The 16,693-nt window shown below is 62.7% G+C and carries 15 protein-coding genes and 1 pseudogene; 9 read left to right on the top strand and 7 right to left on the bottom strand.

Annotated features, from left to right (window positions below; translation table 11 throughout):
• Window positions 1-33: 33 nt before the first annotated feature.
• Entirely contained in the window at window positions 34-387 is a 354-nt protein-coding gene (locus PVZ78_RS01480) for a YkgJ family cysteine cluster protein (RefSeq protein ID WP_009051553.1), read from the bottom strand.
• 148 nt (window positions 388-535) lie between these two features.
• Here PVZ78_RS01480 and PVZ78_RS01475 point away from each other — a divergent pair, with 148 nt between their 5' ends.
• Window positions 536-1,849 carry an NAD(P)/FAD-dependent oxidoreductase gene (locus PVZ78_RS01475; protein WP_124340893.1) on the top strand — a complete coding sequence of 438 codons (1,314 nt, stop codon included), beginning with the start codon at window positions 536-538 and terminating at the stop codon, window positions 1,847-1,849.
• Window positions 1,850-1,961: 112 nt separating this feature from the next.
• On the opposite strand, the gene PVZ78_RS01470 is transcribed toward PVZ78_RS01475, so the two are convergent.
• Window positions 1,962-2,207, bottom strand: coding sequence for a DUF1127 domain-containing protein (locus tag PVZ78_RS01470; RefSeq protein WP_016703163.1), 246 nt, complete (start codon window positions 2,205-2,207; stop codon window positions 1,962-1,964).
• A gap of 180 nt (window positions 2,208-2,387) precedes the next feature.
• On the opposite strand from PVZ78_RS01470, the gene PVZ78_RS01465 reads away from it, so the two are divergent.
• Entirely contained in the window at window positions 2,388-3,818 is a 1,431-nt protein-coding gene (locus tag PVZ78_RS01465; protein WP_016703162.1) for an aminotransferase-like domain-containing protein, read from the top strand.
• Window positions 3,819-3,878: 60 nt separating this feature from the next.
• Window positions 3,879-5,447, top strand: coding sequence for a phospholipase D family protein (locus tag PVZ78_RS01460; RefSeq protein WP_273828138.1), 1,569 nt, complete (start codon window positions 3,879-3,881; stop codon window positions 5,445-5,447).
• A 97-nt stretch (window positions 5,448-5,544) separates the two neighbouring features.
• Here the strand turns inward: PVZ78_RS01460 and PVZ78_RS01455 are convergent, their stop codons facing one another.
• Together PVZ78_RS01455 and PVZ78_RS01450 are read right to left on the bottom strand one after the other, a co-directional pair.
• The gene (locus tag PVZ78_RS01455; protein WP_273828137.1) at window positions 5,545-6,693 is read right to left on the bottom strand and encodes an MFS transporter; all 1,149 of its coding nucleotides are present in this window, start codon (window positions 6,691-6,693) and stop codon (window positions 5,545-5,547) included.
• A 144-nt stretch (window positions 6,694-6,837) separates the two neighbouring features.
• Complete coding sequence (locus PVZ78_RS01450; RefSeq protein WP_016703159.1) at window positions 6,838-8,331, bottom strand: aldehyde dehydrogenase; 1,494 nt, start codon at window positions 8,329-8,331, stop codon at window positions 6,838-6,840.
• A gap of 235 nt (window positions 8,332-8,566) precedes the next feature.
• On the opposite strand from PVZ78_RS01450, the gene PVZ78_RS01445 reads away from it, so the two are divergent.
• Window positions 8,567-8,929 carry a cupin domain-containing protein gene (locus PVZ78_RS01445; protein WP_016703158.1) on the top strand — a complete coding sequence of 121 codons (363 nt, stop codon included), beginning with the start codon at window positions 8,567-8,569 and terminating at the stop codon, window positions 8,927-8,929.
• A gap of 58 nt (window positions 8,930-8,987) precedes the next feature.
• Here the strand turns inward: PVZ78_RS01445 and rpmG are convergent, their stop codons facing one another.
• Window positions 8,988-9,143: a 50S ribosomal protein L33 gene (rpmG, locus tag PVZ78_RS01440; RefSeq protein ID WP_003177274.1), complete on the bottom strand. Its 156-nt coding sequence runs from the start codon at window positions 9,141-9,143 to the stop codon at window positions 8,988-8,990.
• Between the two features lie 11 nt (window positions 9,144-9,154).
• Window positions 9,155-9,388, bottom strand: coding sequence for a 50S ribosomal protein L28 (rpmB, locus tag PVZ78_RS01435; RefSeq protein WP_007921114.1), 234 nt, complete (start codon window positions 9,386-9,388; stop codon window positions 9,155-9,157).
• Between the two features lie 544 nt (window positions 9,389-9,932).
• Between rpmB and PVZ78_RS01430 the strand changes: the two genes are divergently transcribed.
• A complete protein-coding gene (locus PVZ78_RS01430; RefSeq protein ID WP_103330854.1) occupies window positions 9,933-11,522 on the top strand; it encodes an ABC transporter substrate-binding protein in 1,590 nt (529 codons plus the stop codon).
• Between the two features lie 7 nt (window positions 11,523-11,529).
• Here the strand turns inward: PVZ78_RS01430 and radC are convergent, their stop codons facing one another.
• A complete protein-coding gene (radC, locus tag PVZ78_RS01425) occupies window positions 11,530-12,204 on the bottom strand; it encodes a RadC family protein (protein ID WP_009051562.1) in 675 nt (224 codons plus the stop codon).
• Window positions 12,205-12,335: 131 nt separating this feature from the next.
• Here radC and coaBC point away from each other — a divergent pair, with 131 nt between their 5' ends.
• The 4 genes and pseudogenes from coaBC to argB all read left to right on the top strand — a co-directional run bounded on the left by coaBC (window position 12,336) and on the right by argB (window position 16,605).
• Window positions 12,336-13,544 (top strand): bifunctional phosphopantothenoylcysteine decarboxylase/phosphopantothenate--cysteine ligase CoaBC, encoded by a 1,209-nt coding sequence (gene coaBC / locus PVZ78_RS01420; protein ID WP_007921117.1) that lies wholly within the window; start codon window positions 12,336-12,338, stop codon window positions 13,542-13,544.
• A gap of 5 nt (window positions 13,545-13,549) precedes the next feature.
• Window positions 13,550-14,005: a dUTP diphosphatase gene (dut, locus tag PVZ78_RS01415; RefSeq protein ID WP_016703155.1), complete on the top strand. Its 456-nt coding sequence runs from the start codon at window positions 13,550-13,552 to the stop codon at window positions 14,003-14,005.
• Window positions 14,006-14,256: 251 nt separating this feature from the next.
• Window positions 14,257-15,660 (top strand): annotated as a pseudogene (locus PVZ78_RS01410) (phosphomannomutase/phosphoglucomutase); the annotation flags it as partial.
• A gap of 39 nt (window positions 15,661-15,699) precedes the next feature.
• Window positions 15,700-16,605 (top strand): acetylglutamate kinase, encoded by a 906-nt coding sequence (gene argB / locus PVZ78_RS01405; protein ID WP_007921120.1) that lies wholly within the window; start codon window positions 15,700-15,702, stop codon window positions 16,603-16,605.
• Window positions 16,606-16,693: the final 88 nt, after the last annotated feature.

Below are 16,693 nucleotides of genomic sequence, written 5' to 3'. Positions count from 1 at the left end.
GTAGGAGCGAGGCTTGCCCGCGATGGCTTTGGATCAGACCAGCACCTGCCGGGTGCTCGCCATGTATTCATGGATCTGCTTTTCCACCCGCGGGTGGATCAGTTCCACCGGGCGCCGGCCATTGGGGCATGGCAGGCTCGGCGTGGTCCCGAACAGGCGACAGATCAGCGGCCGCTCGTCATACACCGTGCAGCCGTTGGGCCCCAGGTGCACACAGTTCAGCTCCTCCATCGCCGCGTCCTGCTCGGCCCGGGTCTTGCGCGGCAGGCGCGACATTTCTTCGGTCGAGGTGGTGACCGGACCGCAGCAGTCGTGACAGCCGGGCACGCACTCGAACGAGGGGATCTGCTGTCGGAGCATGCGGACTTTCTGGCTGTTGCAGCTCATCGAAGCGCTTACCGGGAGTATGGAGAGACAGCGATTTTGCCCTAAAAGCCCTGTTCCAGACAGCACTGGCCGACCAGTGTTGCCGCGCCGGAAAGGTCCGGCTTATGCTCCGTCAAATTTTCCAAACACACGAATCAGGATGATCCACATGAACACCCGTGTTCAGCCGTCGGGGCCAGGCCATTCGCACCCCGCCTCCTACTACGCCGCCAGCAGCCTGCCCCAGCCCGATTATCCGGCGCTGACCGGCGAGCAGGTGGCGGATGTCTGCGTGGTCGGCGGCGGCTTTTCCGGGCTCAACACCGCGATCGAGCTGGCCGAGCGCGGGCTCAGCGTCATTCTGCTGGAAGCGCGCAAGATCGGCTGGGGCGCCAGCGGGCGCAACGGCGGGCAACTGATTCGCGGGGTCGGTCATGGCCTTGAGCAGTTCGCCCCAATAATCGGCGAAGACGGCGTACGCCAGATGAAGCTGATGGGCCTGGAAGCGGTGGAAATCGTCCGCCAGCGCATCGAACGCTTCCAGATTCCCTGCGACCTGACCTGGGGTTATTGCGACCTGGCCAACAAGCCGCGCGACCTCGAAGGTTTCGCCGAAGATGCCCAAGAGTTGCGCGACCTGGGCTATCGCCATGAAACCCGCCTGCTGCAAGCCCATGAGATGCACAGTGTGGTGGGCTCCGACCGTTATGTCGGCGGCCTGATCGACATGGGCTCGGGGCACCTGCACCCGCTGAACCTGGCCCTGGGCGAAGCCGCGGTCGCGCAGCAACTGGGCGTGCGCCTGTTCGAACACTCGGCCGTGACCCGCATCGACTACGGGCCGCAGGTCAAGGTCCATACCGCCCAGGGTTCGGTGCGCGCCAACACCCTGGTGCTGGGCTGCAACGCCTACCTCAACGACCTCAACCCGCAACTGGGTGGCAAGGTGCTGCCGGCCGGCAGCTACATCATCGCCACCGAACCCTTGAGCGAAGAGCTGGCCCACGCCCTGTTGCCCCAGAACATGGCGGTCTGCGACCAGCGGGTGGCCCTGGATTACTACCGCCTTTCAGCCGACCGCCGCTTGCTGTTCGGCGGCGCCTGCCATTACTCCGGCCGCGACCCGCGGGACATTGCTGCTTATATGCGGCCGAAGATGCTGCAAGTGTTCCCGCAACTGGCGGCAGTGAAGATCGACTACCAATGGGGCGGCATGATCGGCATCGGCGCCAACCGCCTGCCGCAGATCGGCCGGCTCAAGGACCAGCCCAATGTGTATTACGCCCAGGCCTATTCGGGCCACGGCGTGAATGCCACGCACCTGGCCGGCAAGCTGCTGGCCGAAGCCATCAGCGGCCAACAGAGCGGCGGTTTCGACCTGTTCGCCCAGGTCCCGCACATCACCTTCCCGGGCGGCAAGCACCTGCGCTCGCCCCTACTGGCGCTGGGGATGCTCTGGCATCGGTTGAAAGAATTGGTCTGAAGGTGCCTGTAGCCGCCACATGGCAGGCATGAAAAAGGCCGCATCCGGTGAAATCGGATGCGGCCTTTTGCGGTTGCTACGCAACCGATCGCAGGCTGCGCCAGCGGGGCTTTCACAGCCGCCAGAACGGCTTGAGCCCTTCCTGCCGCGCCTGTTCGCGACTCAGGCCGATATCGCGCAACTGTTCGGTGCTCAACTCAAGCAGTGCCTTGCGTGTACGCAGTCGATGCCAGTACAGGCCCCAGAGACCGAGGCCGGACGGCGCATTGCGGGCGGACGTCGCCCCTGCTGCCCGCTCCTGCCCAGCCGCCAGTTCCTGACTGTGTAACGACAGACGCACATCGCTCAAGCCGTTCATGTTTGCTGCTCCTGTTTACTTGGGTCGCTATGAGCAGACATCATGCGCGGGTGCTAAAAACCATTACAGATTCAAAGCACCGCTATTATTTCCATACAGAATTTCCCCTATCCGGGCTGAATCCTGTAATTTTGCGCCATCTGTACCGGTCACCCGATTAAATCACCCCGAGGCTGCGCCATGACCCTGTACGTCAATCTCGCTGAACTGCTGGGCACACGTATCGAACAAGGCTTCTATCGCCCCGGCGACCGGCTGCCGTCGGTACGGGCCTTGAGTGTCGAACACGGGGTCAGCCTGAGTACCGTGCAACAGGCTTATCGGGTGCTGGAAGACAGCGGCCTGGCGACGCCCAAGCCCAAGTCCGGCTACTTCGTGCCGGTCAGTCGCGAGCTGCCGGCATTGCCCGCGGTGGGCCGCCCGGCGCAGCGGCCGGTGGAGATTTCGCAGTGGGACCAGGTGCTGGAGCTGATCCGCAGCGTGCCGCGCAAGGACATCGTCCAGCTGGGCCGCGGCATGCCCGATGTCACCAGCCCGACCCTCAAGCCCCTGCTGCGCGGGCTGGCCCGCATCAGCCGGCGCCAGGACATGCCTGGCCTGTATTACGACACCATCTACGGCGTGCACGAACTGCGTGAACAGCTGGCGCGGCTGATGCTCGATTCCGGCTGCCAGCTCGGCGCCAACGACCTGGTGATCACCACCGGCTGCCACGAAGCCCTGTCCACCAGCATCCGTGCCACCTGCGAGCCCGGGGATATCGTCGCCGTCGACTCGCCGAGCTTCCACGGCGCCATGCAGACCCTCAAGGGCCTGGGCATGAAGGCCCTGGAAATCCCCACCGACCCGCTCACCGGCATCAGCCTCGATGCCCTGGAACTGGCCCTGGAGCAATGGCCGATCAAGGCCATACAGTTGACCCCCAACTGCAACAACCCGCTGGGCTATATCATGCCGGAGTCGCGCAAACGGGCCTTGCTGACCCTGGCCCAGCGCTTCGACGTGGCGATCATCGAAGACGATGTGTATGGCGAGCTGTCCTACACCTACCCACGCCCGCGGACCATCAAGTCGTTCGACGACGATGGCCGGGTGCTGCTCTGCAGTTCCTTCTCCAAGACCCTGGCACCGGGGCTGCGCATCGGCTGGGTCGCCCCCGGGCGCTACCTGGAGCGGGTGCTGCACATGAAATACATCAGCACCGGCTCCACCGCGCCACAGCCGCAGATCGCCATCGCCGAGTTCCTCAAGAGCGGTAATTTCGAGCCGCACCTGCGGCGCATGCGCACCCAGTACCAGCGCAACCGCGACCTGATGATCGACTGGGTCAGCCGCTACTTCCCTACCGGCACCCGCGCCAGCCGGCCGCAGGGCGGGTTCATGCTGTGGGTCGAGCTGCCGGAAGGCTTCGACACCCTGCGCCTGAACCGTGCGCTGCTCGGCCAGGGCGTGCAGATTGCCGTGGGCAGCATCTTTTCGGCCTCGGGCAAGTACCGCAATTGCCTGCGGATGAACTACGCTGCCAAGCCAACCCCTCAGATCGAGGAGGCCGTGCGCAAAGTGGGGGCCGCGGCCATCAAGCTGCTGGCTGAAGAGTGCGCAACGGACTGACCTTTTCCTGTGAAACCGGCGTCACAGCTAGACCATCGCAGCGATTCGAGATGAGCTGACTTGAGATCCCGACAGGCCCTGGCCTTCCTTATGCTGATCGCGCTGTGCCTGAGCGGCTGCGTCAGCCTCAATGTGCCTCGCGAGCCCAGCCAGGCACTGCCGGCCGCCGACTCGGCCTTCGGTCGCTCGATCCAGGCCCAGGCCGCGGCCTATCAGGGACGCTCCGGCTTTCGCCTGCTGTCCGACAGCAGCGAAGCCTTCATGGCCCGCGCCGAACTGATCCGCAATGCCCAAAGCAGCCTCGACCTGCAGTACTACATCGTCCATGACGGCATCAGCACCCGGATGCTGGTGGACGAACTGCTCAAGGCCGCCGACCGCGGCGTGCGCATCCGCATTCTGCTGGACGACACCACCAGCGACGGCCTGGACCAGATCATGGCCACTCTCGCCGCCCATCCGCGGATACAGATCCGCCTGTTCAACCCCCTGCACCTGGGGCGCAGCACAGGCGTGACTCGTACCATGGGGCGCCTGTTCAACCTGTCGCTGCAGCATCGGCGGATGCACAACAAGCTGTGGCTGGCGGACAACAGCGCGGCCATCGTCGGCGGGCGCAACCTGGGGGATGAGTACTTCGACGCCGAACCCAACCTGAATTTCACCGACATCGACATCCTCGGCGTCGGCCCGGTGGCCGAACAGCTCGGACACAGTTTCGACCAGTACTGGAACAGCGCCCTGAGCAAACCCATAGGAGAGTTTCTGTCGCGCCTGCCATCGGCCAGGGAGCTGGCCAACACCCGGCTGCGCCTGGAGCAATCGCTGGGTGAGGCGCAGCAGCAGAACCATGCGCTGTTTCAGGAACTCAAGACCTATCGGACCCAGCCGCGCATGAACGCCTGGCGCAAAGAGCTGATCTGGGCCTGGAACCAGGCGCTGTGGGATGCTCCGAGCAAGGTCCTGTCCAACGGCGAGCCCGACCCGCGCCTGCTGCTGACCACCCAGCTGGCACCGGAGCTGCAGAGCGTCAGCAAAGAGCTGATGATGGTTTCGGCCTACTTCGTTCCCGGCCAGCCGGGCCTGGCCTACCTCACCGGGCGCGCCGACGCCGGGGTTGCGGTGAGCCTGCTGACCAACTCCCTGGAAGCCACCGACGTACCGGCGGTCCACGGCGGATACGCACCGTATCGCAAGGCGCTGCTGCAACACGGCGTGAAACTCTACGAACTGCGGCGCCAACCCGGTAATGGCGGCGGCAGTGGACCTCATCTGTTCCACAGCGCGTCGTATCCTGGCTCGGACTCCAGCCTGCACAGCAAGGCGATGATTTTCGATCGCCAGAAGTCCTTTATCGGCTCCTTCAATTTCGACCCGCGCTCGGTGCTGTGGAACACCGAAGTCGGGGTACTGGTGGACAGCCCCGAGCTGGCCGAACGCGTTCGCAGCCTGGCGCTGCAAGGCATGGCGCCGGCCCTGAGCTACGAAGCGAAGCTGCAGGACGGCAAGCTGGTCTGGGTCACCGAAGACAACCAGCAACTGCACACCCTGACCCGTGAGCCGGGCAGCTGGTGGCGGCGCTTCAATGCCTGGATGAGCAATACCATCGGCCTCGAACGGATGCTCTGAGCGCCGCCCTTGTAGGAGCGAGGCTTACCCGCGATGAGGGGCTGACAGGCAACATCTTGATTGAATGTAACTCCGTCATCGCGGGCAAGCCTCGCTCCTACAGGGTTTGTGGTTGGGCCACGCCAAACGCGCCTTCACGCAACAACAGCACAATCAGCCCCATGGCCCCGGCCGCCATCAGCAACAGCAAGGCATGCCCGCTGATCCACTGGCTGCCCGCCCCCGCCACCAGCGGCCCGATCAGGCAGCCGATGCCCCACAGCTGGGCGACGTGGGCATTGGCGCGCACCAGCGCATCGTCGCGGTAGCGTTCGCCGATCAGAATCAACGACAAGGTGAACAGCCCCCCGGCGCTGGCGCCGAACAGCACCCACAGCGGCCAGATCAGCAGGGTGTCGAGCAGCAACGGAATGGCCAGGCTCGACAGCAGCAGGATCACCGCACAACCGGCGAACAAGGCGCGCCGCGATATGCGGTCGGCCAGGGCGCCGATTGGTAGCTGCAACAAGGCATCGCCCACCACCACGGTGCTGACCATTGCCAGGGCGATTTCCTCGGTAAACCCCTGGCGTAGGCAGTAGACCGGCAGCAGGGTCAGGATCATCGCTTCAAACGCGGCGAACAGCGCCACCGCCCAGCCAATAGCCGGCAGGCCACGGCAGAACCGCCATAGGTCACCGAAGGTCACGCTGCAGGACTCGCTGCTCGGCGCGCCGCTGCGGCCCATCAGCAGCAAGGGCGACACCACCAGCAGCACGACGCCCACCCAGAAACCGTAGTCATGCTCGGTGCCCAAGGCCCCCAGCAGCAGCGGGCCGGCCAACTGGCTCAGGGCATAGCTGCTGCCATACAGCGCCACCAGGCGACCGCGCCACCGCTCCCCCACCAATTGGTTGATCCAGCTTTCGCCAAGGATGAAGACAATGGTCAGCACCACGCCAATCATCAGCCGCAGCACCAGCCATAGGGGATAACTCGGCAACAGCGCCAGCAGGCCAATGGAGATCGCCCCGCCCCACAGGCACAGGCGCATCAGCCCCGCCGTGCCAAAGCGCGCCGCCAGGCGGCTGGACACCTTCGCCCCGAGCAAGACGCCAATCGCCGGCATCGAGGCCATCACCCCGATTGCAAAGGGCCCATATCCCCAGCTCTCCAGGCGAAACGACACCAGCGGCATGCTCACGCCCAGGGCCAGGCCCACACTCAGGACAGCCGCCAAAACGGCGAAATAAGTTGCCCAGCGCATTTCCACGCTCCTGTGGATGGTTTTTTTTCATGACAGAGACAACGCAGCCGGACCTCCCTGGCGGAAAGTCCGGCTGCGATATGGATCGGCTAACGGTGCGCGGGGTGGCGTCTGTTCAGATGCCCGAGATCCGCGCCCCTTGAATTACAGCTTGATCCAGGTCGCCTTCAGTTCGGTGTACTTGTCGAACGCGTGCAGCGACTTGTCGCGGCCGTTGCCCGACTGCTTGAAGCCACCGAATGGCGCAGTCATGTCGCCGCCGTCGTACTGGTTGACCCAGACACTGCCGGCACGCAACGCCTTGGCGGTCAGGTGGGCCTTGGAGATATTGGCCGTCCATACCGCCGCGGCCAGGCCATACGGCGTGTCGTTGGCGATCTGGATGGCTTCTTCTACCGTGTCGAAGGCGATGACCGAAAGCACCGGGCCGAAGATTTCTTCCTGGGCGATCTTCATCGCGTTGCTGACGCCGTCGAAGATGGTCGGCTCGACATAGGTCCCGCCGGTTTCCTGCAGGGTGCGCTTGCCGCCCACCACCAGCTTGGCGCCGTCGGCATGGCCAGACTCGATGTACGACAGCACGGTGTTCATCTGCTGGGTATCCACCAGCGCACCGACGTTGGTGGCCGGGTCCAGCGGGTTGCCCGGTTTCCAGGCCTTGAGGGCCTCGATCACCAGCGGCAGGAATTTATCCTTGATCGAACGCTCCACCAGCAGGCGCGAACCGGCGGTGCAGACTTCGCCCTGGTTGAAGGCAATCGCGCTGGCCGCGGATTCGGCCGCGGCCTGCAGGTCCGGAGCATCGGCGAACACGATGTTCGGGCTCTTGCCGCCCGCTTCCAGCCAGACGCGCTTCATGTTCGACTCGCCGGAGTAGACCATCAGCTGCTTGGCGATCTTGGTCGAACCGGTGAACACCAGGGTATCGACGTCCATGTGCAGGGCCAGGGCCTTGCCCACGGTGTGGCCATAACCTGGCAGCACGTTGAGCACGCCAGCCGGAATCCCGGCCTCGACAGCCAGCGCAGCGATACGGATAGCGGTCAGCGGCGATTTTTCCGACGGCTTGAGGATCACCGAGTTACCGGTGGACAGCGCCGGACCGAGTTTCCAGCAGGCCATCATCAGCGGGAAGTTCCACGGCACGATGGCGCCGACTACGCCCACCGGTTCGCGAGTCACCAGGCCCAGTTGATTGTGGGGCGTGGCGGCGACTTCGTCGTAGATCTTGTCGATGGCTTCGCCGCTCCAGCTCAGCGCTTGCGCCGCGCCCGGAACGTCGATACCCAGGGAGTCACTGATCGGCTTGCCCATGTCCAGGGTTTCGAGCAGGGCCAGTTCTTCGGCGTGCTGCTTCAGCAGGCCGGCAAAACGAATCATGGTGGCCTTGCGCTTGGCCGGCGCCAGGCGCGACCAGACGCCGGAGTTGAAGGTGGCACGGGCGTTTTCCACGGCACGTTGCGCGTCGGCGGCGTCACAGCTGGCAATACTGGCCAGCAGACGGCCATCGACCGGACTGATGCATTCGAAGGTTTCGTTGGAAACGGCGGCGGTGTATTCGCCATTGATGTAGGCGCGGCCTTCGATTTTCAGTTCGCGGGCGCGTTGTTCCCAGTCGGCTCGAGTCAGGGTGGTCATGCGAGTGTCCTCCTCTTGTTGGATACAGGCGCCACGCGATCGATGCCGGCACCTTCAGGAATTCTGCCCGGCCAGCCTGCTTCGGCCCATGGCATTCGCCACCCTAAACCAGCGGCACCCGAAGTTTCAATATATTTGACAGAGGCCGGGCAAACGCCATTGCTATGTTCATTTTAATAAACATAGACTTTGGGCTTTCCAGCCACTCGCAGCACAACCAGGGGGGAATACCAGCATGAGCATCCAGGACATCGTCGACTTCAATCAGGCCAACACTGCGGCCGAGCGGTATCGCCCCGCCCAGGAAAAAGTCCTCAAGGGCGACCCCGAGCAAACCGTGTTCAACCACTACAACAGCCCGTGCGGCCAGATGAACGCCGGAGTGTGGGAAGGCGAGGTCGGCCAGTGGACGGTGAACTACACCGAGCATGAGTATTGCGAGATCGTGCAGGGGGTTTCGGTCCTGCGTGATGGCGAGGGCAATGCCAAGACCTTGCGCGCCGGTGACCGTTTCGTCATTCCCGCCGGTTTCCGCGGCACCTGGGAGGTGCTGGAGCCGTGCCGCAAGATCTATGTGATCTTCGAACCGAAAGCCTGAATCGCAGGCACAAAAAAACCCGCTTGAAGGCGGGTTTTTTTGTCAGAAGAAAAATCAATTACTTGATTTTGCCTTCCTTGTAGATCACGTGCTTACGAACAACCGGATCATATTTCTTGATCTCGATTTTGTCCGGAGTAGTGCGCTTGTTCTTGTCGGTAGTGTAGAAGTGACCAGTACCGGCGCTCGAAATCAAACGAATCAATTCACGCATGATTAGCTCCCTTAAACCTTGCCATCGCGACGAAGTTCGGCCAGCACGACATCAATGCCACGCTTGTCGATGATACGCATGCCCTTGGCAGATACGCGCAGACGCACAAAACGTTTCTCGGACTCAACCCAGAAGCGGTGATGCTGCAGGTTCGGCAGGAAACGACGACGGGTTTTGTTGTTTGCGTGGGAAATGTTATTCCCAGTCACCGGACCCTTACCGGTAACTTGACAGACTCTCGACATGCCTCAGCCCTCTAAAACCACATGCCCAACCCGGCATGGGTTGGCCGCTTAATCTCTCAGTCATTTGGCGCCAGGCGCCGCGTTTCTTTAGGGTCTTACCGGCTACACCTACAAGCGAAGGAACCGGGCCCCTAGAAAAGAGCGCTGCTTTATACCAGAAAGACCCCGTAGCAACAACAGCCGGTGTGCTTTGGATTTCGAAAACTCCCTGTTTTCTTGCTCCGGATGCCTGCACCAAGGGCTGGGGCCATGGCTGACCGCTCGTCGCAGAATAAATTTTCCGTGGCCGAAACAAACGGCAAAACCAGCATGAACCGCCGCTGCGCCGGTCACTCCAGGTCAATATATGGAAAAAACTCTGTCAATTTATGCCTAATGTGACCATGGCAGCCGGCCGCAGAGAGGCTTGGCGCAGTAATAAATGCAAACCTTTCCGGTCCGCAGGCCCAAAAAGGGGATAGTCATTTTCCAGCGAGGCCACTAGGGTAGGCCTTTTCCAGACTGCACTCGCAGATGGGCCTTCGATCTGCAAAGGAAGCCAAACATGCGCCTCGCTGCCCTCCCGCTCCTGTTCGCCCCTCTTCTTCTGAGCCCGCTGGCCCACGCCGCCGCGTTAAGCGTGTGCACCGAGGCCAGCCCGGAAGGTTTCGACGTAGTGCAGTACAACTCGCTGACCACCACCAACGCCTCGGCCGATGTGCTGATGAATCGTCTGGTGGAGTTCGACGCCAGCAGCGGCAAGGTGGTGCCGAGCCTGGCCGACAGCTGGGAAGTCTCGGCTGACGGCCTGACCTATGTGTTCAAGCTGCACCCGAGAGTGAAGTTTCACCGCACCGCGTACTTCAACCCAAGCCGCGAGCTGACTGCCGAAGACGTGAAGTTCAGCTTCGACCGCATGCTCGACCCGGCCAACCCCTGGCATAAAGTGGCGCAGAGCGGCTATCCCCATGCCCAGTCGCTGCAACTGCCGGCGCTGATCAAGAAGATCGACGCCCTGGATCCGCTGACCCTGCGCTTTACCCTCGACCACGCCGATTCGACCTTCCTCGCCACCCTGAGCATGGGGTTTGCGTCGATCTACTCCGCCGAATACGCCGACCAGTTGCTCAAGGCCGGTACCCAGGACAAGCTCAACAGCCAGCCGATCGGCACCGGGCCCTTCGTTTTCGGCCGCTTCCAGAAAGACGCCTCGATCCGCTACAAGGCCAACCCCGACTACTTTGCCGGCAAGCCGGCGGTGGACTCGCTGATCTTCGCCATCACCCCGGACGCCAACGTGCGCCTGCAGAAACTGCGCCGCAACGAATGCCAGATCGCCCTGTCGCCCAAGCCGCTGGACGTGACCGCCGCACTTGAAGAGCCTGCGCTCAAAGTCGAGAAAACCGCGGCTTTCATGACCGCGTTCGTTGCTATCAACAGCCAGCACCCACCGCTGGACAAACCTGAAGTGCGCCAGGCCATCAACCTCGCCTTTGACAAGGCCAACTACCTGAAAGCGGTCTTCGAAAACACCGCGGAACCCGCCAACGGCCCCTTCCCGCCCAACACCTGGAGCTACGCCAAGGAGTTGCCGGGCTACGCCCACGACCCGGCGAAAGCGCGCCAGCTGCTGGCCAAGGCCGGCCTGAAGGACGGCTTCCAGACCACAATCTGGACCCGCCCTTCCGGCAGCCTGCTGAACCCCAACCCGAGCCTGGGCGCGCAACAGCTGCAAGCAGACCTGGCGGAAGTCGGGATCCAGGCGGAGATCCGCGTAATCGAATGGGGCGAACTGATTCGTCGGGCCAAGGCCGGCGAACACGACCTGCTGTTCATGGGCTGGGCCGGCGACAACGGCGACCCGGATAACTTCCTCACCCCGCAGTTCACCTGCGCGGCAGTGAAGTCCGGGACCAACTTCGCCCGCTACTGCGACCCGGGCCTGGACAAGCTGATCACCGCTGGCAAGACCACCACCGAGCAGGGCGTGCGCAGCAAGCTTTATCAGCAGGCGCAAACCCAGATCCAGCAGCAGGCCCTGTGGCTGCCGCTGGCCCATCCGACCGCCTTCGCCCTGACGCGCAAGGATGTCCATGGGTATCAGGCCAGCCCATTCGGGCGCCAGGATTACTCGAAGGTCAGCCTCAAGCCCTGACCGATGGCTACATCCATCCGTACTCGGCCATCGACAGCGGCTCGCCCTCGCCGACGATGAAATGGTCGAGTACGCGCACATCCACCAGGTCCAGCGCCTCCATGAGCCTGCGGGTCAGCACCCGATCCGCCTGGCTCGGCTCGGAAACGCCCGAAGGATGGTTGTGACACAGGATCAGGGCTGCCGCGTTGTGCGCCAGGGCACGCTTGACCACCTGCCGCGGATAGACGCTGGTGGTGTTGATGGAGCCCTGGAACAGCGCTTCGAACGCCAGCACCCGGTGCTTGGAGTCGAGAAACAGGCAACCGAAGACCTCATGCGGCTCATGCCGCAACATCGCCTTGAGGTAGTCGCGGACCGCCACCGGGCTTTCCAGCACCGAATTGCGACTGAGCTTTTCCGCCAGATGCCGCCGCGCCATTTCCAGCACCGCCTGCAATTGCGCGAACTTGGCCGGGCCCAGACCCAGTTGCCGGCTGAAGGTCAATTGGTCCGCCTCGAGCAGGCCACGCAGGCTGCCGAACTGATGCAACAGGTGTCGCGCCAGGTCGACCGCGCTTTTTCCAGCGACCCCGGTGCGCAGGAAGATCGCCAGCAATTCGGCGTCGGAAAGGGCCAGCGCGCCCTGCTCGAGAAGCTTCTCCCGCGGGCGCTCCGCCGCAGGCCAGTCGCGAATGCTCATAGCACCTCCATGTGTGTGGGCGCCGCTGTTCCATAGCGGTCGCTGTGCTATCTTAGCCCATCTTTTTGCGTGGAATTTCCCCTGGGGAGGGGGTGTTACACGCAGCAATCATTGAACTGAAAGGCAGGCCTATGCAGCGGCTGTATCGGAAACGCATCGTTCTCGGCGTCGGCGGCGGCATCGCTGCCTATAAGAGCGCCGAGCTGGTTCGCCGACTCCTCGACCATGGCGCGGAAGTGCGTGTGGTCATGACCCGTGGCGGCAGTGAATTCATCACCCCGCTGACCATGCAGGCCCTGTCCGGGCACCCGGTCCACCTGGACCTGCTCGACCCCGCGGCCGAAGCCGCCATGGGTCATATCGAACTGGCCAAATGGGCCGACCTGGTGCTGATCGCCCCGGCCACGGCCGACCTGATCGCCCGTCTGGCCCAAGGCATCGCCGACGACCTGCTGACCACCCTGGTCCTGGCCACCGATGCCACTGTCGCCATCGCCCCGGCCATGAACCAGGCCATGTGGCGTGACCCGGCCACCCAGGCCAATACCCAGCTGCTGCAAAGCCGTGGCCTGAAGGTCTTCGGTCCGGCGTCCGGCAGCCAGGCCTGCGGCGACGTCGGTCTGGGCCGCATGCTCGAAGCCAACGATCTGGCACTGTGCGCCGCCGACTGCTTCCAGCACCTGGCGCTGACCGGCAAACACGTGCTGATTACCGCCGGCCCGACCCAGGAAAACATCGACCCGGTGCGCTACATCACCAACCACAGCTCCGGGAAAATGGGTTTTGCCCTGGCCGAAGCCGCGGTCGAAGCCGGCGCCCGGGTGACCCTGATCACCGGTCCGGTGCACCTGCCGACCCCGGATCGCGTGACCCGCATCGACGTGGTCAGCGCCCGCGATATGCTCGCCGCCTGTGAAGCCGCCATCCCCTGCGACCTGTTCATCGCCTCGGCCGCGGTCGCGGACTACCGCCCGGAAGTCGTCGCCCCACAGAAATTGAAGAAAGACCCTACGAACGGCGACGGCCTGCTGCTGCAGATGGTGCGCAACCCGGACATCCTGGCCACCATCGCCACCCGCCCCGACCGCCCGTTCAGCGTCGGCTTCGCCGCTGAAACCGAACACTTGCTCGACTACGCTGCGCGCAAACTCAAAGACAAGAACCTCGACCTGATCGTCGCTAACGACGTGGCCAACCCGAGCATTGGCTTCAACAGTGAGGAAAACGCCTGCAGCGTGATTGACCGGGAGTTGCACGCAACTCTCTTCGCCCAGACCAGCAAGGGCAAGATTGCCCGCCAACTGATCTCTTTCATCGCCGAACGGCTGAACCAGGTTTAACTCGCATGCACGCTTTACAAGCCAAGATCCTCGACCCACGCATCGGCAACGAATTCCCTCTGCCGCAGTACGCCACGCCAGGCTCCGCCGGCCTCGACCTGCGCGCCATGCTCAAGCAGGACACTATCCTGGAACCGGGCCAGACCCTGCTGATTCCTACCGGCCTGTCCGTCTACATCGGCGACCCTGGCCTCGCCGCGCTGATCCTGCCGCGCTCCGGCCTGGGCCACAAGCACGGCATCGTCCTGGGCAACCTGGTCGGCCTGATCGACTCCGATTACCAGGGTGAACTCATGGTCTCCTGCTGGAACCGTGGCCAGACCGCGTTCAACATCGCAGTGGGCGAACGCATTGCCCAGCTGGTGCTGGTACCTGTGGTCCAGGCGCACTTCGAAGTGGTCGAAGCCTTCGACGAAAGCCAGCGTGGCGCCGGCGGTTTCGGTCACTCCGGCAGCCATTGAGCAAAAAAACGGGCCGAGCCAACAGCTCGGCCTGAGATTGGTGGGTTGTGTTTCAACACTAAAATTCTGCTGCTTTACTCAGAGACTGAGCCGCCCGGAATCAAGGCTGAAGGTGGTCGAAAAAGAGCTGACGCTCATCAGATGGCATTTTTGCACCATGAACCCAAGGGCAAAAACGCCGTCATACCCTTCAGTTTGAGCCTTCCGGTCAGTATTCCGGCCTGTCCTGCCCCCTTTTAGACGGAGCACCCCCAGTGATGAGCAATGCAGCCCAAGTCGTACCCAAGTTCCCTGAAAGCATCTTTCGCGCCTACGACATTCGCGGAACCGTTCCGGAAACCCTGAACGCAGAAACCGCCTACTGGATCGGTCGCGCCATTGGCTCCGAGAGCCTGGCCCAGGGCGAACCCAACGTTTGCGTAGGCCGTGACGGTCGCCTGTCCGGCCCCGAGCTGGTGGAGCAACTGATCCAGGGCCTGCACGACAGTGGTTGCCACGTCAGCGATGTCGGCCTGGTACCGACACCGGCGCTGTATTACGCGGCCAATGTACTGGCTGGCAAATCCGGGGTGATGCTGACCGGCAGCCACAACCCGTCGAACTACAACGGCTTCAAGATCGTCATCGCTGGCGATACCCTGGCCAACGAGCAGATCCAGGCCCTGCACGATCGCCTCAAGACCAACAACCTGAGCAGCGGCCAGGGCAGCATCACCAAGGTCGATATCCTCGATCGCTACAACACTGAAATCGTTCAAGACATCAAACTCGCCCGCCGCCTGAAAGTCGTGGTCGACTGCGGTAACGGTGCTGCCGGCGTCATCGCGCCTCAGTTGATCGAAGCCCTGAACTGCGAAGTCATCCCGCTGTTCTGCGAAGTGGACGGCAACTTCCCCAACCATCACCCGGATCCGGGCAAGCCGGAGAACCTGGAAGACCTGATCGCCAAGGTAGCAGAGACCAATGCCGATATCGGCCTGGCCTTCGACGGCGACGGCGACCGCGTCGGCGTCGTGACCAACACCGGCAGCATCGTCTTCCCCGACCGCCTGTTGATGCTGTTCGCCAAGGACGTGGTAGCCCGCAACCCGGACGCGGAGATCATCTTCGACGTCAAATGCACCCGCCGCCTGATCCCGCTGATCAAGGAATACGGCGGTCGCCCACTCATGTGGAAGACCGGCCACTCGTTGATCAAAAAGAAAATGAAGCAGACCGGCGCGTTGCTGGCCGGTGAAATGAGCGGGCATGTCTTCTTCAAGGAACGCTGGTTCGGTTTCGACGACGGTATCTACAGCGCCGCGCGGCTGCTGGAGATCCTCAGCAAGGAAAAATCCAACGCGGAAGAGCTGTTTGCCACCTTCCCGAACGATATTTCTACGCCGGAAATCAATATCCATGTGACCGAAGAGAGCAAATTCAGCATCATTGATGCGCTGCACGACGCGCAGTGGGGCGAAGGCGCCGACCTGACCACCATCGACGGCGTACGAGTCGACTACCCCAAAGGCTGGGGCCTGGTTCGCGCCTCCAACACCACGCCGGTGCTGGTACTGCGCTTCGAAGCCGATGACGAAGCCGAACTGCAGCGCATCAAGGATGTGTTCCACACCCAGCTGAAACGTGTTGCACCTGACCTCCAACTACCGTTTTGATTTTCTTCAAGCGCCTTTATTGAAGTGCCGGAGCCCTGAATGACCCTCGAACGCGATGCCGCCGCCAATACCGCCAAGGTCCTGTCCGAAGCGCTGCCTTATATTCGCCGCTATGTCGGCAAGACCCTGGTGATCAAATACGGCGGCAACGCGATGGAAAGCGAGGAGCTGAAGACCGGCTTCGCCCGCGACATCGTGCTGATGAAGGCCGTCGGGATCAACCCGGTGGTGGTGCACGGCGGCGGCCCGCAAATCGGTGACCTGCTCAAGCGCCTGTCCATCGAAAGCCACTTCATCGATGGCATGCGCGTCACCGACGCGGCGACCATGGACGTGGTGGAGATGGTCCTCGGCGGCCAGGTGAACAAGGACATCGTCAACCTCATCAACCGTCATGGCGGCAGCGCCATCGGCCTGACCGGCAAGGACGCGGAGCTGATTCGCGCGAAGAAACTTACTGTCACCCGCAAGACGCCGGAAATGACCACCCCGGAAATCATCGACATCGGCCACGTGGGCGAAGTGGTCGGCATCAACACCGACCTGCTGAACCTGCTGGTCAAAGGTGATTTCATCCCGGTGATCGCGCCGATCGGCGTCGGCGCCAACGGCGAGTCGTACAACATCAACGCTGACCTGGTAGCCGGCAAGGTGGCCGAGGCGCTGAAAGCCGAGAAGCTGATGCTGCTGACCAATATCGCTGGCCTGATGGACAAGTCGGGCAAGGTCCTGACCGGCCTGACCACCCAGCAGGTCGATGCCCTGATCGAAGACGGCACCATCTACGGCGGCATGCTGCCGAAGATTCGCTGTGCGTTGGAAGCAGTACAGGGTGGCGTGGGCAGCTCGTTGATCATCGACGGCCGCGTACCCAATGCGATTCTGCTGGAGATCTTCACCGATACCGGTGTCGGCACCCTGATCAGCAATCGCAAGCGCCCTTAAGCGCTGCAAATAAAAAGACCCCGCCTGGCCAAGCCAGGCGGGGTCTTTTTATTGCGCCTTCCGTAGGAGCGGAGCTTGCCCGCGATAG

The organism is Pseudomonas sp. SBT1-2, assembly GCF_028640875.1.
GTDB classification, from domain to species: domain Bacteria; phylum Pseudomonadota; class Gammaproteobacteria; order Pseudomonadales; family Pseudomonadaceae; genus Aquipseudomonas; species Aquipseudomonas chlororaphis_I.
Note: the sequence above shows the minus strand (reverse complement) of the source record. Positions and strands in the feature narration are given on the sequence as shown.